Source organism: Desertibaculum subflavum, from assembly GCA_003576705.1.
Classification (GTDB): Bacteria; Pseudomonadota; Alphaproteobacteria; order Ferrovibrionales; family Ferrovibrionaceae; genus Desertibaculum; species Desertibaculum subflavum.
This window is the reverse complement of record QOZS01000016.1, coordinates 61,945-78,203: the sequence shown is the minus strand read 5'-3', so window position 1 is coordinate 78,203 and position 16,259 is coordinate 61,945. Positions and strand designations below refer to the sequence as shown.

The window sequence follows — 16,259 nt, the reverse complement described above, 5'->3', positions numbered from 1 at the left end:
CAGGAAACCTGAGGTACAGGCCATGCCGGGCTTCCGCACGCTCGACAGCGTCGACGTCAAGGGCAAACGGGCGCTGACCCGCGTCGACCTCAACCTGCCGATGAAGGACGGCAAGGTGACCGATGCGACGCGCATCGATCGCGTGCTGCCGACCATCCGGGAGCTGGCCGACAAGGGCGCCAAGGTGATCCTGCTCGCCCATTTCGGCCGGCCCGACGGCAAGCGGGACCCGAAACAGTCGCTGAAGCCGGTGGCCGAGGCGGTGGCGGGCCGGCTCGGGCGCCCGGTCGGCTTCGCCGAGGACTGCGTCGGCCCGGCGGCGGAGGGCGCGGTCGCCAAGCTGAAGGCGGGCGACATCCTGTTGCTCGAGAACACCCGCTTCCATGCCGGCGAGGAGAAGAACGAGCCCGCCTTCATCGACGGCCTCGCCAGGCTCGGCGACCTCTATGTCAACGACGCCTTCTCCTGCGCACACCGCGCGCATGCCTCGACCGAAGGACTGGCGCGCAAGCTGCCGGCGCTGGCCGGCCGCAACATGCAGGCCGAGCTCGATGCGCTCGCCAAGGCATTGGACAAGCCGGCGCGGCCCGTTGCCGCCATCGTCGGCGGCGCCAAGGTCTCGACCAAGCTCGACCTGCTCGGCAACCTGGTCGCCAGGGTCGACCGCCTGATCATCGGCGGCGGCATGGCCAACACCTTCCTGTTCGCGCAAGGGAAAGAGGTCGGCAAATCGCTCTGCGAGCGCGACCTCGCCGGCACCGCGCGCGAGATCCTGCAGAAGGCGAAGGCGAAGGGTTGCGAGGTGCTGTTGCCGGAGGACGCGGTGGTGGCGAACGAGTTCAAGGCGGGGGCCGCAAGCCGCGTCGTCGCCGCCGATGCGGTGCCGGCCGACGCGATGATCCTGGATATCGGGCCGAAATCCGTCGCCGCGCTGACCAGGGCGCTGGAAGGCTGCAAGACGCTGGTCTGGAACGGCCCGGTCGGCGCCTTCGAGACCCAGCCGTTCGATGCCGGCACCATGGCGCTCGCCAAGGCTGCCGCGGCGCTGACGCGGCAGGGCAAGCTGCTGACCGTCGCCGGCGGCGGCGACACCGTCGCGGCGCTGGCCGCTGCCGGCGTCACCGACGACTTCACCTACATATCGACCGCCGGCGGCGCCTTCCTCGAATGGATGGAGGGCAAGGTTCTGCCCGGCGTCAAGGCGCTGGAGCAGCCGTGACCATCTACTGGAACGCCAGCCATTCCGGACGAAAGAGCAGCAGCACACCGATACCGAGCAGCACAACGCCGCCGACGAGGCTCGCATATCGCGTGTAGCCGATACTTGCCGTGCTCAGGCTGAGCGTCGTCATCGCGGAGGCGAAAATCACCAGATCGTCCGCCATGAACACGATGATGTAGAGCGCGAGATACGCGTAGTACTGCCAGAGCGGCAGCCGGCTCTGCGCCAGCACCTCGGTATAGACGGCCGGCAACCCCGCCGAGCAAAGAAGGTCGATCAGGTTGACCGCCACCGCGAGGACGGCAACCGCGACCAGGGCAAGGCCGAGCTGGCGCTGTTGCGTCACCTCCTTCACGCGATCGATCAGTCGCCGGCGGGTTGCCGGCGCAGTCACCCTGCATGAAGGGTCACCGCGCGCGAACTCGCGCAGGTAATAGGCGCCGCCGGCCAGCGCGACCACGCCGACACCCACGCGGATCCAGAGCAACGCGCCGAGCAGCAGCAGAAGATTGAGCCAAGCGGCCATCATCGCGAAATAGACCAGCGCCGACACGGCCACGAAGACGCTGCCGAGCAGCCAAGCCCGTCGCCGGTCCGTCATCCCGATTAGCAGTCCGATCAGGAAGACCAGTCCCCACATGGCGCAGGGGTTGAAGCCGTCCACCGCCCCCATCGCCACGGTCAGCAAAGGCAGCGACAGACCCGCCGTCTCGATCTCCCCGACCAGCGGCAGGCGGATCGTCTTCGGTATCGGCGGGCGTTCGATCCGGGGCCCGGGTTTCCGGCGCTGCGGCTCGATCAATGGCTGGACGATATCGACGCATGCCCGGCCGCGGCATGCCCGCACATGGGCTGCAATGGATCTTCCGGTCGTGTCGTCGCTCCCATAACCGATCAGGACCGCATCGCCGACGATGATCATCGGCACCGCCGGCGCCGCGACACCGAGCTTCTCGTTGACGCGGCGGAACAGCGCCGCGCCGTCGTCGTCCTCATCGACTTCGAATGTGTGCAGGCGGAGCGCCGCCTGCTCCTCCTTCAGGCGGCCGAGGAAGTCGAGCGCCCGCTCACAATGTGGGCAGGCGCGGCTCCAGAAGACATAGATGTCGACCGGACCTGCGGGGTCACGCGGCTGCGCCGCGCCCCCCATGACGGTCGCGATCAACAGCATCGCCGCCAGGAGCAGCCGGCGCGCCGGCATCACGGCGCGCCGGCGGGCTTGACGGCGGCAAGCGCCAGAAATGCGGCCCCAATGCTGGTGAAACGACCGAAGGTTCGATCCCACGGCGTGAGGATCCGCGCCGCGAAGCCGCAACGGGGATAGTAGACCGCGCCGCGCACGATCTCCGTCTGCAAGCCAGCCATCGAGGCGAGCGCCCGAAGCTCGCCCGGCGTGCGAAACCTGGCCGCCCGCCACAGCGGCGACCCCAGCCACGCGCGGATGCGCCGCGCGGCGGCCCAGGAACTCCACTTTCCGAGCTCGCCGATGACCAGGCGGCCACCGGGCCGAAGAACCCGCGCGATTTCGCGGAAGACCGGCTGCGCATCCTCGATGAAGCAGAGGATGGTGATCGCCGTCACGACATCGAAACTGGCGTCCGGGAACGGCAGCTTGCGGGCATCCGCGATTTCGAAGGCGATATCGCCTCGCAGCCCGGCGGCGCGTCGCTTCGCCGCTTCGATCATGGCGGAGGATACGTCGATGCCCGTGACCTCCGCGCCACGCCGGAGCAGGTCCACGGCCAATGCCCCGTCACCACAGCCGACATCGAGAACACGGCGCCCGCCGACCTCACCAATGAGATCCAGGATCACGCCACGCTCGATCCGTTCGGTAATCTCGCCGATCGTCGATGCCCGCCACCGCGCGTATGCCGGCGGGCCCAGGGCTGGCAGTGGATTGTCCTGCGCCACTGCGCCCCCCCGATCGTTATTCGTGGGCGATCTGCTTCTCCGTAAAGAGATAGTCCTTCAGCTCCTTGGAGAAGGAATCGTCATTGCGTCGAATCCACTCCAGCAGCATGGCGGCATGCTCCTTCTCCTCGTCCCGGTTATGCGCGAGGATCGCCTTGAGCTCCTTGTTCCTGCACGCGTCGGCTCGCTGGTGATACCAGTCCACCGCCTCCAACTCTTCGATCAGGGACATGATCGCGCGGTGCATGTCGCGCGTTTCCTCGCTCAGCTCGCTCGCCGCTTCGTGCAGTCCTTCGTGTGCCACAGCAAATCTCCTTGTGTAGTAGGCGGTGTGCGTCGCCTTCGTTCGACCGGCGCTTGGATCAATGCCCGCCGGTCAACAGAGCAATCGTCGCAATGCCCGCGGCCAGCAGCGCAAGCTGACCTAGCGCAGCAGCTGCGCTCGCCCTGCGGTGCAGGGTCGGAATCAGGTCCGCCGCCGCGATATAGATGAAGCTGGCCGCGGAAGCGGCCAGCACATAGGGCAGGGCCTCCAGCGCCTCGACCAGCCAGTAGTAGGCGATGACGGCGCCCGGAAGTGTTGCGCTGGCGGACAGGCCGTTCAGCAGGAACGCCTTCCAAGGGCTATAGCCGCTTTCCAGCAGGATGGCGAAATCGCCCACCTCCTGGGGCAGCTCGTGTGCGACCACGGCGAGGGCGGTAGCTATGCCGACCGGAACGGAAATCAGAAATGCTGCGGCGATCACCACGCCATCGACGAAATTGTGCAAGGCATCGCCGATCAAGATCAGCGGACCGGCGGCGCCATGCACTTCGCAACGGTCTTCGTGGCAGTGACGCCAGATGACCAGCTTCTCCAGTGCAAAAAAGGCGACGATCCCCGCGAGAAGCGTGGCCGCCACGTCCCGCGCCGGTGCTTCGGCAAATGCTTTCGGGATCATGCCGAGAAAGGCTGCGCCAAGCAGCGTCCCCGTCGCATAGGCGAGCAGCCACGGCACGACGTTCCGGCGCGTCGATTTGGGCAGCGTCATAACCGCCGCCGATCCAGCCGTGGCGCCGGCGCTGCCGAGCGTGCCGAATATGAGGACCCACCAGATCACGCCTGCCCCGCTCCGATCCGCTGGAGAGTGGTCGCTGCCAGCGCACAGATGATGGCGTCTGGCCGGCGGGCGACATTGATGCACCGCAAGGCAGCCGGGCGGCACTTGCCTAACTTGGCTTCAGGAAGCGTATCCCGCTCGGTTGCCGATCACGGCTGACCGAGGCATGGCGCCGGTGCGGGAGGTCAACTCGCGAAGGAGGGACTGCATATGGCGCAGGCGAGCAAGCGGCAACCCCTGCTCCCGTGGATCATCGGCGTTGCTGTCGTCATTCTTGCCGACATATGGGTGGTGCAACGCATGTTTGCCACCGACTGCCCGGCACCCGGTATCGTCGAGGCGATCGTGGTGATCGTCATCCCGGTTGTGTACCTCGCGCTGATGTTCCTGACGTTCAAGAGCCAGGGTTAGCGCCTGGCGGCTGGACCGCGCTTCGCCCAGCCAGCAGCGCATAACCGATCACCGCGGCGATGACCGAGCCGGTGAGCACGCCGAGGCGGACCTGCGCCGCATGTTCCGGCGTGGTGAAGGCGAGCCCGCCGATGAACAGGCTCATGGTGAAGCCGATACCGCAGAGCACCGCGAGGCCGAGCAACTGGCGCGCCGATACTCCCTCCGGCATGCGGCCGAATCCGGTCATGACGGCAAGCTGAATAGCCCCGAACACGCCGATCGGCTTGCCGATCAAAAGGCCGAGCGCGATGCCGAGCGTCACCGTGTCGGTGAAGGCGCCGAAGCCGAGCCCCACGAAGGACACGCCGGCATTGGCGAAGGCGAAAGCCGGCAGCACCAGGAACGCCACCCAGGGGTGCAGCAGGTGCTCGAGATAGCGGAGCGGCGAATCATGCTGGTCGTCCGAGAGCCGGCCCTGCTCGTCGAAGCCCTTGAGCGGGATGGCGAGCGCCGTCGCCACGCCGGCCAAGGTCGCATGCACGCCGGATTTCAGCACGCAGACCCAGAGCAGTGCGCCCAGCAGCAGATAGGGCACGATCTGGCGCACGCCGGCCAGGTTGAGCGCGACCAGGCCGATCAGCGCCAACGCGGCGAATCCGAGCGACACCAGCGACAGGTCATAGGTGTAGAAGGCGGCGATGATCACGATGGCGCCGAGATCGTCGATGATGGCGATGGCGGTGAGCAGCACCTTCAGGCTGGCCGGCACGCGCGAGCCGAGCAGGCTCATCACCCCGAGCGCGAAGGCGATGTCGGTCGCGGTCGGGATGGCCCAGCCGCGCAGGTCGACGCCGCTTCCCAGGTTGAACAGCGCATAGATCAGGGCCGGCACCACCATGCCGCCGATCGCGCCGATGATGGGAAGGCCGGCCGCCTTGAGGTTGGAGAGCTCGCCATCGGCGAACTCGCGCTTGATCTCCAGGCCGACCAGGAAGAAGAACACCGCCATCCAGCCGTCGTTCAGCCAGAGCAGCAGCGGCTTCCGGATCTCGAAGGTGCCGATCTGCACCGCGCCGGGGATGGACAGGAAGGCATCGTAGAGCCAGACCAGCGGCGAGTTCGCCAGGATCAGCGCGACGACGGCGGCGATCACCAGCACGATGCCGCCGGCCGCCTCCAGCCGCATGAAATCCCGGATCGTCGATGCCAGGGCCATGGCCTGCTCCGAAGGTTCCGCTTGTCCGCGCGATCAGACGAAGAAGATCAGCGTGACCAGCACGAAGACGGGAATCAACACCACGCTCGACCAGGCCATATAGCCGAAGAAGGACGGCATTTTCACGCCGTTCTCCTCGGCGATGGCCTTGACCATGAAGTTTGGCGCGTTGCCGATATAGGTATTGGCGCCCATGAACACGGCGCCGGCGGAGATTGCCGTAAGCGTGGCGGCAAGCGGCCCCATCAGCGCCTGCGGATCGCCGCCGGCCATGTTGAAGAAGACGAGATAGGTCGGCGCGTTGTCGAGGAAGCTCGACAATGTGCCGGTCAGCCAGAAATACCAGATGTTGTTCGGCTCGCCGCCCGGACCGCTGACCAGCGAGACCAGCGGGCCGAGCGCGCCGCCGGTCCCGGCCTTCAGGATGGCGATCGCCGGGATGATGGTGAGGAAGATGCCCGCGAACAGCTTGGCGACTTCCAGGATCGGGCCCCAGGTGAAACCGTTGGCGGCCCGGATGTCGCGCCGCGTCAGCACCATCGAGGCGCCGGCGATGCCGAGCAGCAGCAGGTCGCGCACCAGGTTCTGCAGCTCGACCGTCACGTGGTAGACGGCGAAGCCGATGCCGGGCTTCCAGGCGCCGCTGAGCAGCACGGCGCCGACGATGCCGCCGAGCAGCAGGATATTGATGCCGCCTTCGATGCCGACGCGGTTGTCCGGCGTCGGGTCGGGCCGCGGCGGCAGGTTCTCCTCCCTGGCGTAGTACCAGCGGTCGAGCAGATAAAAGATCGCCAGCACGATGCTGCCGGCCACCAGCATCGGCAGGAAGAGATGCACGGTGGGCCAGAAGAAATCGACGCCCTTGAGGAAGCCGAGGAAGAGCGGCGGATCGCCGAGCGGCGTCAGCGAGCCGCCGATATTGGCGACCAGGAAGATGAAGAAGATCACCACATGCGCGTTGTGGCGCCGCGCGTCGTTCGCGCGCATCAGCGGCCGGATCAGCAGCATCGCGGCGCCGGTCGTCCCGGTCCAGCTCGCGATCACCGTGCCGACGGCGAGAAAGCCGGTATTGAGGCCCGGCGAGCCGTGCAGGTTGCCGCGCACATAGATGCCGCCCGCCACCGTGAACAGCGCAAACAGCAGGATGATGAACGGGATGTATTCCAGCAGCAGCGTGTGCAGCACCTCGTACAGCGCGAGATCGAAGCCGTAGATCAGCGCGAAGGGCAAAACGAAGGCGAGCGCCCAGGCGGCCGCGGCCTTGCCGTAATGGTGATGCCAGAAATGCGCCGCCGCCAGCGGCATGACGGCGATGGAGAGCAGTATGCCGACGAAGGGCAGCGTCCAGACGATGCCGAGCGTCGCGCCGTCGAGATGCGGGGCACCCTCCGCCGCGGCGAAAGCCGGCACAGCCGCGAAACCGAGCGCCAGACCGAGGATCGTCGGAATCAGGTGCTGCTTTATCGACAATTTATGCGCTCCCCGTGAAGCCGCCGCGCCGCGGGGGCGCTTGGATCTTGTGGTTGGGCGCGCACTGTAGAAAGCGGGGCGCGCAACGGCAACCCGCCGCGCACGTGACTTCGCCGGCCGGCAGCGCTAATTCACTGACGGCAGCAGGAGTGACCGGCATGGCAAGCAGGCTGACGGGCGAAGGGCGGCAGGCCGCCTTGGCGGGATTGCCCGGTTGGGCCGAGGTCCAGGGCCGCGACGCCATCGCCAAGAGCTTCAGGTTCGCGGATTTCAACGCCGCTTTCGGATTCATGGCGCGCGTGGCGCTGATGGCCGAGAAACTCGACCATCACCCGGAATGGTTCAACGTCTACAACAAGGTGGACGTGACGCTCTCGACCCACGATGCCGGCGGCGTGACCGAGAAGGACGTGACCCTGGCCGGCTTCATCGACAAGGCAGCCCGCGGCGCATGAGCTCGCCGCCCGTTCTCGCCCCCAGCCTGGAAGACATCGAGCGCCTGGCGCGGGATGCGCTCGCCACCATCCCCGAGGCGCTCCGCAGGCTGACCCAGGGCGTGGTGGTGCGCGTCGAGGAGTTTCCCGACGAGGAGACCGAGCGCGAGATGGAGATTGAGAGTCCGTTCGACCTGCTCGGCCTCTACCGCGGCGTCGGTATCGAAGGGCGCGACAATCCCCGCACCGGCACCGAGCCCGACATGGTTTTCCTGTATCGCCGGCCGCTGCTCGACTACTGGTGCGAGACCGGCGAGGATCTGGCTCATCTGGTGCGCCACGTGATGATCCACGAGATCGGCCATCATTTTGGCTTCTCCGACGACGACATGGAAGCGCTGGAGGCGGAGACCGAGTAGCGGCCTTTACCGGTTGACTCCCCGCATCGCCCGGTTCCAACCTTCGCAGGCGAGAAGAACGAGCGCGTGCAATCGCGCCACCACGCCCGAGGCGGGCAGCCACGCAGGAGGAAACCATGAAGCTCGGTTATTTCACCATGCCCTCGCATCCGCCCGAGAGACCGTTGAAGGCGGGACATGAATGGGATCTCCAGGTGATCCGCTGGCTCGACGAGCTGGGCTACGAGGAATGCTGGATCGGCGAGCACCACACCGCGCCGTGGGAGCCGCATCCCTCGCCCGACCTGCTGGTCGCGCAGGCGCTGATGCAGACCAAGAACATCCGCCTCGGTCCCGGCGGCTTCCTCTTGCCCTATCATCACCCGGCGGAGCTCGCCAACCGCGTCGCCATGCTAGATCACATCTCCGGCGGGCGGCTCAATTTCGGCGTCGCCGCGAGCGGACTGCCCTCCGATTGGGCGATGTTCAATGTCGACGGCATGTCGGGCGTGAACCGCGACATGACTCGCGAGGCGCTCGACATCATCCTGAAGCTGTGGTCGTCGAACGAGCCGTTCGACTACAAGGGCAAGTTCTGGCACGTGACCAAGCCGGACACGATGTTTGGCTTCCTGAAGCCGCACATCAAGCCGCTGCAGGCGCCGCACCCGCCGATCGGCGTCGCCGGCCTCTCCAAGGGCTCCGACACCTTGAAGCTCGCCGGCGAGCGCGGCTTCATCCCGATGAGCCTGAACCTCAACCCGGCCTATGTCGGCAGCCATTGGGAATCGGTCGAGATCGGCGCCGCCAGGACCGGGCGCACGCCCGATCGCGGCGAATGGCGCATGGTGCGCGAGGTGTTCGTCGCCGATACCGATGCCGAGGCGATGAAGCTCTCCGTCGGCTCGCATATGGGCCGGATGATGCGGGAATATTTCCTGCCGCTGCTGCAGCAATTCGGCTTCTTCGAATACCTGAAGCACGACCAATCGGTGCCCGACAGCGACGTGACGCCGGAATACTGCGCCCGGCACAACTGGATCGTCGGCTCGCCCGCGACCGTCGCCGAGAAGATCGCCGGCATCTACGACGAAGTGGGCGGCTTCGGCCAGCTGCTCGTCTTCGGCTTCGACTACTCGGAGACACCGGGCGCCTGGCGCCATTCGCTGGAGCTGCTGTCGAAGGAGGTTCTGCCCAAGGTGAAGCACCTCAAGCCGAAGGCAGCCGCGCGGGCAGCGGCGGAGTAATAAGGACTTACCGCCAAGGACACGACGAGCGCCAAGGTACGCGAAGCCGACATCCTTCTTTGCGTTCTTGGCGCTCTTCCCGGTGAGAAGGACTCTATTTCGCCAGCCGCTTCAGCTCGGCTTGGGCACTGTTCCATTCGACCAGCCAGGTCGCGTCCGTCGCGGCGGCCTTGCGCAGCAAGGCCTCGCCGGCTTCCACCCGGCCGGCGGCAAGCTCCGCCTCGGCGAGATAGAAATAGGCCTCGCAAAGCTGCTCGTTGCGCACGGCGCCTGCGGGCGCGGCTTCGGCGGCCACGAGTACGGATTCCGGGCTCGCCTCGCCCAGGAAATGGCGCAGGATCGGCCCCGGCCAGGCGCGAAGGTCGGCATCGCCCAGGCGCTTGCGCAGGTCGCCCGGTTCGGCGGCGCCGGCGCGCAGACGGGCCATGTGCAGCCACAGCGCCAGATAGGGATCGCGCCTTGCCTTCAGCGCCGCAGCGGCATCGGCAGCGACCAGATCGCTGACGGCGGCCGCGTAGTCGCCCTGCTCGAACCGCACCCGGCCGCGCAGCCGGAACGGTGCCGCCTCGGCCGGCACCAGGGCCTTGGCGCGCTCGATATCGGCCAGCGCCTCGGCATAGTCGCCGGCGCTGGCGCGCAGCGCGGCGCGGTCGAGCAACACTTCCGGCCGGTCGGCCGCCAGCCCGAGCGCCGCGTCGAAATCGCGCAGGGCCTGCACGCGGTCGCCGGCGGCGCTGTGGGACGCGCCGCGCTGGTGCAGCGCGACCGCGTCGTTCGGATGCAGGGCCACCACGCGCCCCCAGGTCTCCGCCGCATCGGCAAAGCGGCGCAGCTCGCCCAGCACGCGCGCGCGCGCCACGATGGCCGGCAGGAAGTCGGAGCGCACCGCCAGCACGCGGTCGAGATCCGGCAGCGCGCCCTGGAAATCCCGCAGCTCCGCCCGCAAGGCGGCGCGCGAGAGATAGGCGATCGCGTTGTCGGGCACGAGCGCGATGGCGGCGTCGTAATCGGCGGCGGCGCCCTTGAGGTCGCGCTTCTGGTAGCGCGCGCGGCCACGCATCAGCAGCGCGCCGGCGCGCTGATCCGGCTCGAGCTTGGTCTCGTCCGCCAGCAGCTTGTTGTAGATCTTCAAGGCCTGGTCGAGCTTGCCGGCCTGGTGCAGCTTGGCCGCCTCCTGCAGCTCGGGACTCACCTCCTGCCCGGAAGCGGGCGTGAACAGACCCAGCGCGAGAACGACGACCAGCAGGAAACGCAGCTTCATGATCTAAGGCTTCCCTCGGCAAGCTGCCGGCGATGGACGGATATGGCGGGCCGCGCGGCAGCGCGCGCTTCCAGCACGCGGCGCACCGCATTCCCCTGCCCGGAACGCAGGGCCGCGTCGAGCCAGGTCTGAACGAAGAGATCGCGCTGGGCATGGCTGCCGCCGATCTCGCCCCAGCGCGCGGCGAGCGGATCGAGCTTGGCGAAGGCGCCGCGCATATCGCCTTGCGCATGCGCCACCACGCCTTCCGCCGCCGGCAGCGCCACCTCGCGCCAGCGCGGCGGCGCCGCGACGGCATACCGGCGGAGTGACTCCATGAATGTCGCGAACGCCTCGCGCCGTTCCCCGCGCGCCAGCGCATAGACATAGTGCAGGTCGAGGAACGGCTCGACATGCTCCGCCCCGCGCGCCTCGACATGATCGGCAAGGTCGCGCCAGCGCTCGCCCACATCGGCGCCGCGGAGCTCGAGCCGCCAGAGCAGGCTCGCGGCGTTCACCTGGTCCTGGCTGTATTGCTTCCACACGCCCCAGACATGGCGATCGTAGATGTCGAGCGCCGCGCCCGGCTCCTCGCGATCGATGCGGAAGAGCGCGAGGTGCCACCAATTGTGCGTCAGCATGAAGGAATTGCAGCGCTGCCAGAGCGGCGCGAAGCCTTCGAGCCAGGCGATGCCCTCGTCCAGCCGTCCCTGCGTCTCCATCACATGCGCGACCGCGTGATGCGCCCAGGGCTCGTCGGCCATCATCTCGACGGCGCGGCGGCCGGCCCGCTCCGCCTCGGGCAGCCGATGGCATTGCTCCAGCCCGAAGGCCAGCATGCCGTGCGACCAGGCGACATCGCCGTTCGCCGCCGCCGCAATCTCGGCCACCGCGAGATGCTCGTCCAGGCGGCCGAGATTGAAGAAGTGGTACTGCGCGAACTTGGCGGCGAGCAGGTCGCGCGGATGCGCGCGGGCGACGGCCGCGTAGCGCTCGGCCGCCGTCGCCGTGTCGCCCGCCGCCCAGGCCCTAGCCGCGGCGAGATGTTCCCGCTCGCGCGCCGTCACATCCGCCGCCCCCGACTCGGCCGCCGCCAGGAACGGCGCGGCGAGCCGGGGCGCCTCGGCATTCTCCAGGAACAGATGCAAGGCACCGGCGAGCGTCTGCGCCAGGGCGCAACCGGGATCCGCCGATGCGGCCGGCACGATCACCCCGGCCTCCTGGCCGTAGCCCAGGAATTCCGCGGTGAAACGATCGATCGCCTCGACCGTTTCCGCGCGCCCTGTGGTTACCGGCAATCCCCGCCAGTCCTGCCGCATACCAGCTTTCAGCCCCCGTGGCCGGTTGACGAGCCCCCGTCCGGAGGCGTTCAATTCACGTGACAGACAGGTTACCTTGAGGAGGCGCGATGAGCGATATCGTCGACATCGAAGAGTGGCGCGGCGCCCGGTCGGCCGCCCCGCAGCGGCCGGCCCGGGCGCCGGATGTGTTCTTCGAGAGGCGCGAGCTCGACCTCATCCTCAACCTCTATTCCTTCATGGTGGCGCGCGGCGAGTGGCGCGACTATGCCATCGGCCGCGACCAGGAAAGCTGCTGCTTCGCGGTGTTCCGGCGCGCCGCCGACCAGCCGCTCTACCGCATCGTCAAGGCGCCGAAGCTGGCCAGAAAGCAGGGCGCCTATGCCGTCGTCGGCCTGGGCGGCCGGGTGCTGAAGCGCGGCAAGTCGCTCGCCCAATGCCTCGGCTTCTTCGACCGGCTGCGGCTGCAAGTCGTTTGATCGACTGCGCGATGTGAGAGCTCCCCGGACGGGGGCTCTCACATCGATACCTCCATCTATCGAAGCCATAGGGCATCGGCATTTCTCCGGGTGAACGGATCGGCGGAAGCTGCGCCGCATCCGAGACCCGGGGGAACCCGCCATGAACGCAGAGACCCAGGCGGTGCCGATCGTCGCGCGCCGCGTCGCCGCCCGCTCGCGTCTGATCGAGGCCGCGAGCCTGTTGCGCGACCTGTTCCGCTTCGCCGATCGCGGGCTCGGCCCCGTGCTCGATCTCGTGATCCGGATCGGGCTCGCGCAGATGTTCTGGATCTCCGGCATCCTCAAGGTTGCCAACTGGGACAACGCGCTGGAGCTCGCGCGCAGCGAATACCCGGTCGGCTGGATGGATCCGGTGAGCGCCGCCTATACCGGCGCGGCGATCGAGCTGATCGCGCCGGTGCTGCTGGCGGTCGGCCTGGCGACGCGGCTTGCCGCCATCCCGCTCCTCGTGCTCTCGCTGGTCATCCAGTTCGCCTACAAGGAGCTGCCGGAGCATCTGTTCTGGGCCATCCTGCTCGGCTGGTTCGTGGTCAAGGGGCCGGGCCGGCTCTCGCTCGACGCGCTGATCGCGCCGCATCTGGAGCGGCTGGCGCTGCCGCTAGCCGGAGTGGCCAAGCGCCTGGTCGGCTTGGTCACGACCTATGGCGGGCCGCTCTACCAGCTCTTCATCCGGCTGTGGATGGCGGAGATCTTCTTCGCCTCCGGGCTGACCAAGATTGCGAGCTGGGAAACCACCGTCGCGCTGTTCGAGGACGAGTACCAGGTGCCGCTCTTGCCGCCGGAGCTGGCGGCCTGGCTCGGCACCGCGGCGGAGCTTGCCTGCCCGGTGCTGCTCGCCATCGGCTTCGCCTCGCGCTTCGCCGCGCTGCCGCTGATCGTGATGACCCTGGTCATCCAGTTCACCTATCTCGACAAGGCGGAGCATTTCTTCTGGATCATGCTGCTGGCGCAGATCGCATTGCGCGGGCCCGGCGCGCTCTCCATCGACGCGCTGATCCACCGCTTCGCCGGCCGCTTCTTCGCCGGGCTGGACGGCCAGCCGCTCTTCCCGCTCGACCTCGCGCCCAAGGTGGTCATCGTCGGCGCCGGCTTCGGCGGCCTCGCCTGCGCCAAGGCATTGCGGCGTGTCGCCGCCAACGTCACGGTGATCGACCGCCGCAACTACCACCTGTTCCAGCCGCTGCTCTATCAGGTGGCGACGGCGAGCCTGTCGCCCGCCGATATCGCGGTACCGATCCGCGAGTTGCTGCGTGAGCAGCGCAACACGCGGGTGCTGATGGGCCGCGTCACCGGCATCGACACGGAAGCGCGCGAAGTCGTGCTCGGCGAGAAGCGCGTGGCTTACGACTACCTCGTGCTCGCCACCGGCGCGCGGCACAGCTATTTCGGCCGCGACGACTGGGCTGATCTCGCGCCGGGCCTGAAGAAGATCGACGACGCGACGGCGATCCGCGGCCGCATCCTCGCCGCCTTCGAAGCCGCCGAGGCGACCGAAGATCCGGCCGAGCGCCGCCGCCTGCTCACCTTCGTCCTGGTCGGCGCCGGACCGACCGGCGTCGAGCTGGCCGGCGCCATCGTCGAACTGGCGCGCTTCGGCATGGACCGCGACTTCCGCAATTTCGATCCGCGCCAGGCCCGCGTCATCCTGGTGCAGTCGGGCGGCCGCGTGCTGCCGGCCTTCGGCGAGGATCTCTCGGCCAAGGCGCTGGCCCAGCTCGAGGCGCTCGGCGTCGAGGTGCGGCTCAACGGCCGTGTCAAGGAGATCGACGCGCGCGGCGTCACGGTGAACGGCGAGCGCATCGACGCCGGCACCGTGCTGTGGTCGGCCGGCGTGATGGCCTCGCCGGCCGCCAAGTGGCTCGGCACGATCGCCGACAAGGCCGGCCGCGTCATCGTCGGCGCCGACCTGACGATCAAGGATCACCCGGAGGTGTTCGCGATCGGCGACACGGCGGCCGTGACCGGGCCCAACGGCGAGTCGGTGCCCGGCCTCGCCCCGGCGGCGAAGCAGGGCGGCGAATACGCGGCGCGCGTGATCCGCGCCCGCATCGAGGGCCGCGCGGCGTCAACGCCGTTCCGCTACCGCCATGTGGGCAGCATGGCGACGATCGGCCGCAAGGCGGCGATCGCCCAGCTCGGGCCAGTGAAGCTCTCCGGCATGCTCGCCTGGTGGTTCTGGGGCCTGGTCCATGTGGCGTTCCTCGCCGGCACGCGGAACCGCATCGGCGTGATACTCGACTGGGCCTGGGCCTATGTCACCTATCGCCGCGGCACGCGCCTGATCACCGGCGGGCCGTAGCAGGTTTCACGAGATCGCTGCCGCTCTGGCTCTCGCGCGGCAGTGATGGAGGGCGGCGGTCCGCGTCTCTTCCCCTTGGACGCACTTCCCCTGAAGCAGCCCCCTCCACTCACCCCCGCGCCTCACGGCGCGGGGGCTTTTTTTCGTTCCCTTCTCCCGTACCGCGGGAGAAGGGCCGGGGATGAGGGTTCGAGTTCAAAACTTGCGTTGCCCACACCAGCGTCGCGCGAGCGGATAGGAAACCCTCACCCGGTCGCTTCGCGACCACCCTCTCCCGCGATGCGGGCGAGGGTTACCCCACCGCCTTGAGCGCCACCGCCTTCTCGCCGAAGCGCATCTGGTAGCCGTCGGTCGCGAGCTCCTCGAGTTGGATGTCGCCGGCCAGCACCTGGCGCTTCCATTCGTCCTGCGCGGGGATGTTGGCGTGGAATTCGGGCATCACCTCTTGCGCGAACAGCTCCAGGCTGTCGCAGATGTCCTGGTGCGTGTTGCGGCCGGCCTGGTTGAGCAGGATGACCTGGTCGATATGCGAGCTCTCGAACTTGCGGAGCTTCTTGCGCAAGGTCTCGGGCGAGCCGATCAGGCCGCCGGACATCGCCTTCTCGGCCGCGTCCGGGTTCTCGCGCTTCCACTTCTCGTACTCGTCCCACATGTTCACCGTGCCGGGCGCCGGCCGCTGGCGGCCGGAGCTCGCGCCATAGAAGCGCAGGCAGAACTGGAAGAAGGTGGCGCCGTCGGCCTTGATGCGCGCCTCCTCGTCGGTGCGGCAGCACATGAACATGCTGACCAGCGCCATGTTCGGATTGGCCTGGTAGGCGGCCAGCTTCTGCTGGTGCCGGGTGAAGTTGTTGTAATAGGCATGCACCCAGGCATGCGCCGCATCGGCGCTGACGAACTGGAAGCCGAGCGCGCCGAAGCCGCAGCGCCCGGCATAGGCGATGGTCTCGAGCTGCGAGCAGGCGACCCACATCGGCGGATGCGGCTTCTGCCGCGATTTCGGCAAGACGTTGCGGAGCGGAAAATCGAAATGCGTGCCGTGATACTCGCAGCCGCCGTCGTTGAACATCGGCGTCAGGCAACGCACCGCATCCTCGAAATGCGCGCGCTTGCCTTCCATGGTCACGTTGTAGGGCTCGAGCTCGGTGATCGACGCGCTCTCGCCCATGCCGAACTCGACCCGGCCGTTGGAGAGCAGGTCGAGCACCGCGATGCGCTCGACGACGCGGGACGGATGGGCGGTCGTCAGCTGCATGATGCCGTGGCCGAGGCGGATGTTCTTGGTCCGCTGGCTGGCGGCGCCGAGAAAGACTTCCGGCGCCGGCGAGTGCGAATACTCCTCGAGGAAGTGGTGCTCGACCTCCCAGGCATAGTCGTAGCCGAGGCGGTCGGCGAGCTCGAGCTGGCCCAGCGCGTTGTTGTAGAGCTGCCATTCGCTGTCCGGCCCCCAGGGGCGCGGCAGCTGCAGCTCATAGAAGATCCCGAACTTCATCGGCGGGCCCCTTCGCTC

Annotated in this window: 16 protein-coding genes; 7 read left to right on the top strand and 9 right to left on the bottom strand. The window is 67.9% G+C overall.

From position 1 onward, the window contains the following. The first annotated feature begins 22 nt into the window (after nucleotides 1-22). The gene (locus DT074_RS10715) at nucleotides 23-1,219 is read left to right on the top strand and encodes a phosphoglycerate kinase (RefSeq protein WP_119419837.1); all 1,197 of its coding nucleotides are present in this window, start codon (nucleotides 23-25) and stop codon (nucleotides 1,217-1,219) included. A 4-nt stretch (nucleotides 1,220-1,223) separates the two neighbouring features. Here DT074_RS10715 and DT074_RS10710 read toward each other — a convergent pair whose 3' ends face one another. The 4 genes from DT074_RS10710 to DT074_RS10695 are packed head-to-tail and all read right to left on the bottom strand — an operon-like array spanning nucleotide 1,224 to nucleotide 4,236. Continuing rightward, entirely contained in the window at nucleotides 1,224-2,423 is a 1,200-nt protein-coding gene (locus tag DT074_RS10710) for a glutaredoxin domain-containing protein (RefSeq protein ID WP_162914803.1), read from the bottom strand. After that, complete coding sequence (locus tag DT074_RS10705; RefSeq protein WP_368744595.1) at nucleotides 2,423-3,136, bottom strand: class I SAM-dependent methyltransferase; 714 nt, start codon at nucleotides 3,134-3,136, stop codon at nucleotides 2,423-2,425. Before DT074_RS10705 ends, DT074_RS10710 begins: the two co-directional genes overlap by 1 nt. Before the next feature lie 16 nt (nucleotides 3,137-3,152). Continuing rightward, nucleotides 3,153-3,440: an encapsulin-associated ferritin-like protein gene (locus tag DT074_RS10700; RefSeq protein ID WP_119419835.1), complete on the bottom strand. Its 288-nt coding sequence runs from the start codon at nucleotides 3,438-3,440 to the stop codon at nucleotides 3,153-3,155. A 58-nt stretch (nucleotides 3,441-3,498) separates the two neighbouring features. After that, a complete protein-coding gene (locus DT074_RS10695; RefSeq protein ID WP_368744594.1) occupies nucleotides 3,499-4,236 on the bottom strand; it encodes a ZIP family metal transporter in 738 nt (245 codons plus the stop codon). A gap of 210 nt (nucleotides 4,237-4,446) precedes the next feature. On the opposite strand from DT074_RS10695, the gene DT074_RS10690 reads away from it, so the two are divergent. Continuing rightward, entirely contained in the window at nucleotides 4,447-4,647 is a 201-nt protein-coding gene (locus tag DT074_RS10690; protein WP_119419834.1) for a hypothetical protein, read from the top strand. On the opposite strand, the gene nhaA is transcribed toward DT074_RS10690, so the two are convergent. Further along, nucleotides 4,631-5,845, bottom strand: a complete 1,215-nt coding sequence (nhaA, locus tag DT074_RS10685; RefSeq protein ID WP_119419833.1) for a Na+/H+ antiporter NhaA — start codon at nucleotides 5,843-5,845, stop codon at nucleotides 4,631-4,633. The two genes, DT074_RS10690 and nhaA, sit on opposite strands and share 17 nt — an antisense overlap. A 33-nt stretch (nucleotides 5,846-5,878) precedes the next feature. Next, on the bottom strand, nucleotides 5,879-7,309 hold the full coding sequence (locus DT074_RS10680) for a sodium:proton antiporter (RefSeq protein ID WP_438503677.1): 1,431 nt from the start codon (nucleotides 7,307-7,309) through the stop codon (nucleotides 5,879-5,881). A gap of 164 nt (nucleotides 7,310-7,473) precedes the next feature. On the opposite strand from DT074_RS10680, the gene DT074_RS10675 reads away from it, so the two are divergent. The 3 genes from DT074_RS10675 to DT074_RS10665 all read left to right on the top strand — a co-directional run bounded on the left by DT074_RS10675 (nucleotide 7,474) and on the right by DT074_RS10665 (nucleotide 9,394). After that, complete coding sequence (locus DT074_RS10675) at nucleotides 7,474-7,770, top strand: 4a-hydroxytetrahydrobiopterin dehydratase (RefSeq protein ID WP_119419832.1); 297 nt, start codon at nucleotides 7,474-7,476, stop codon at nucleotides 7,768-7,770. Continuing rightward, nucleotides 7,767-8,168, top strand: a complete 402-nt coding sequence (locus tag DT074_RS10670; RefSeq protein ID WP_119419831.1) for a metallopeptidase family protein — start codon at nucleotides 7,767-7,769, stop codon at nucleotides 8,166-8,168. The genes DT074_RS10675 and DT074_RS10670 overlap by 4 nt, the downstream gene beginning before the upstream one ends. Before the next feature lie 116 nt (nucleotides 8,169-8,284). Beyond that, the gene (locus DT074_RS10665; protein ID WP_119419830.1) at nucleotides 8,285-9,394 is read left to right on the top strand and encodes an LLM class flavin-dependent oxidoreductase; all 1,110 of its coding nucleotides are present in this window, start codon (nucleotides 8,285-8,287) and stop codon (nucleotides 9,392-9,394) included. Between the two features lie 94 nt (nucleotides 9,395-9,488). On the opposite strand, the gene DT074_RS10660 is transcribed toward DT074_RS10665, so the two are convergent. Then, a complete protein-coding gene (locus DT074_RS10660; RefSeq protein WP_119419829.1) occupies nucleotides 9,489-10,655 on the bottom strand; it encodes a tetratricopeptide repeat protein in 1,167 nt (388 codons plus the stop codon). After that, complete coding sequence (locus DT074_RS10655; RefSeq protein ID WP_162914802.1) at nucleotides 10,652-11,932, bottom strand: tetratricopeptide repeat protein; 1,281 nt, start codon at nucleotides 11,930-11,932, stop codon at nucleotides 10,652-10,654. Before DT074_RS10655 ends, DT074_RS10660 begins: the two co-directional genes overlap by 4 nt. Nucleotides 11,933-12,042: 110 nt before the next feature. On the opposite strand from DT074_RS10655, the gene DT074_RS10650 reads away from it, so the two are divergent. After that, nucleotides 12,043-12,411, top strand: a complete 369-nt coding sequence (locus tag DT074_RS10650) for a DUF2794 domain-containing protein (protein WP_119419827.1) — start codon at nucleotides 12,043-12,045, stop codon at nucleotides 12,409-12,411. A 142-nt stretch (nucleotides 12,412-12,553) separates the two neighbouring features. Continuing rightward, nucleotides 12,554-14,752, top strand: coding sequence for an FAD-dependent oxidoreductase (locus DT074_RS10645; protein WP_119419826.1), 2,199 nt, complete (start codon nucleotides 12,554-12,556; stop codon nucleotides 14,750-14,752). Nucleotides 14,753-15,044: 292 nt separating this feature from the next. Here DT074_RS10645 and DT074_RS10640 read toward each other — a convergent pair whose 3' ends face one another. Continuing rightward, nucleotides 15,045-16,241 carry an LLM class flavin-dependent oxidoreductase gene (locus DT074_RS10640; RefSeq protein ID WP_119419825.1) on the bottom strand — a complete coding sequence of 399 codons (1,197 nt, stop codon included), beginning with the start codon at nucleotides 16,239-16,241 and terminating at the stop codon, nucleotides 15,045-15,047. Nucleotides 16,242-16,259 lie beyond the last annotated feature (18 nt).

Bases quoted from the DNA above. Each gene is read 5' to 3' on its own strand.
- DT074_RS10715 (WP_119419837.1), top strand. From the start codon at position 23: ATGCCGGGCTTCCGCACGCTCGACAGCGTCGACGTCAAGGGCAAACGG.
- DT074_RS10710 (WP_162914803.1), bottom strand. From the start codon at position 2,423: ATGCCGGCGCGCCGGCTGCTCCTGGCGGCGATGCTGTTGATCGCGACC.
- DT074_RS10690 (WP_119419834.1), top strand. From the start codon at position 4,447: ATGGCGCAGGCGAGCAAGCGGCAACCCCTGCTCCCGTGGATCATCGGC.
- nhaA (WP_119419833.1), bottom strand. From the start codon at position 5,845: ATGGCCCTGGCATCGACGATCCGGGATTTCATGCGGCTGGAGGCGGCC.
- DT074_RS10675 (WP_119419832.1), top strand. From the start codon at position 7,474: ATGGCAAGCAGGCTGACGGGCGAAGGGCGGCAGGCCGCCTTGGCGGGA.
- DT074_RS10670 (WP_119419831.1), top strand. From the start codon at position 7,767: ATGAGCTCGCCGCCCGTTCTCGCCCCCAGCCTGGAAGACATCGAGCGC.
- DT074_RS10665 (WP_119419830.1), top strand. From the start codon at position 8,285: ATGAAGCTCGGTTATTTCACCATGCCCTCGCATCCGCCCGAGAGACCG.
- DT074_RS10660 (WP_119419829.1), bottom strand. From the start codon at position 10,655: ATGAAGCTGCGTTTCCTGCTGGTCGTCGTTCTCGCGCTGGGTCTGTTC.
- DT074_RS10650 (WP_119419827.1), top strand. From the start codon at position 12,043: ATGAGCGATATCGTCGACATCGAAGAGTGGCGCGGCGCCCGGTCGGCC.
- DT074_RS10645 (WP_119419826.1), top strand. From the start codon at position 12,554: ATGAACGCAGAGACCCAGGCGGTGCCGATCGTCGCGCGCCGCGTCGCC.
- DT074_RS10640 (WP_119419825.1), bottom strand. From the start codon at position 16,241: ATGAAGTTCGGGATCTTCTATGAGCTGCAGCTGCCGCGCCCCTGGGGG.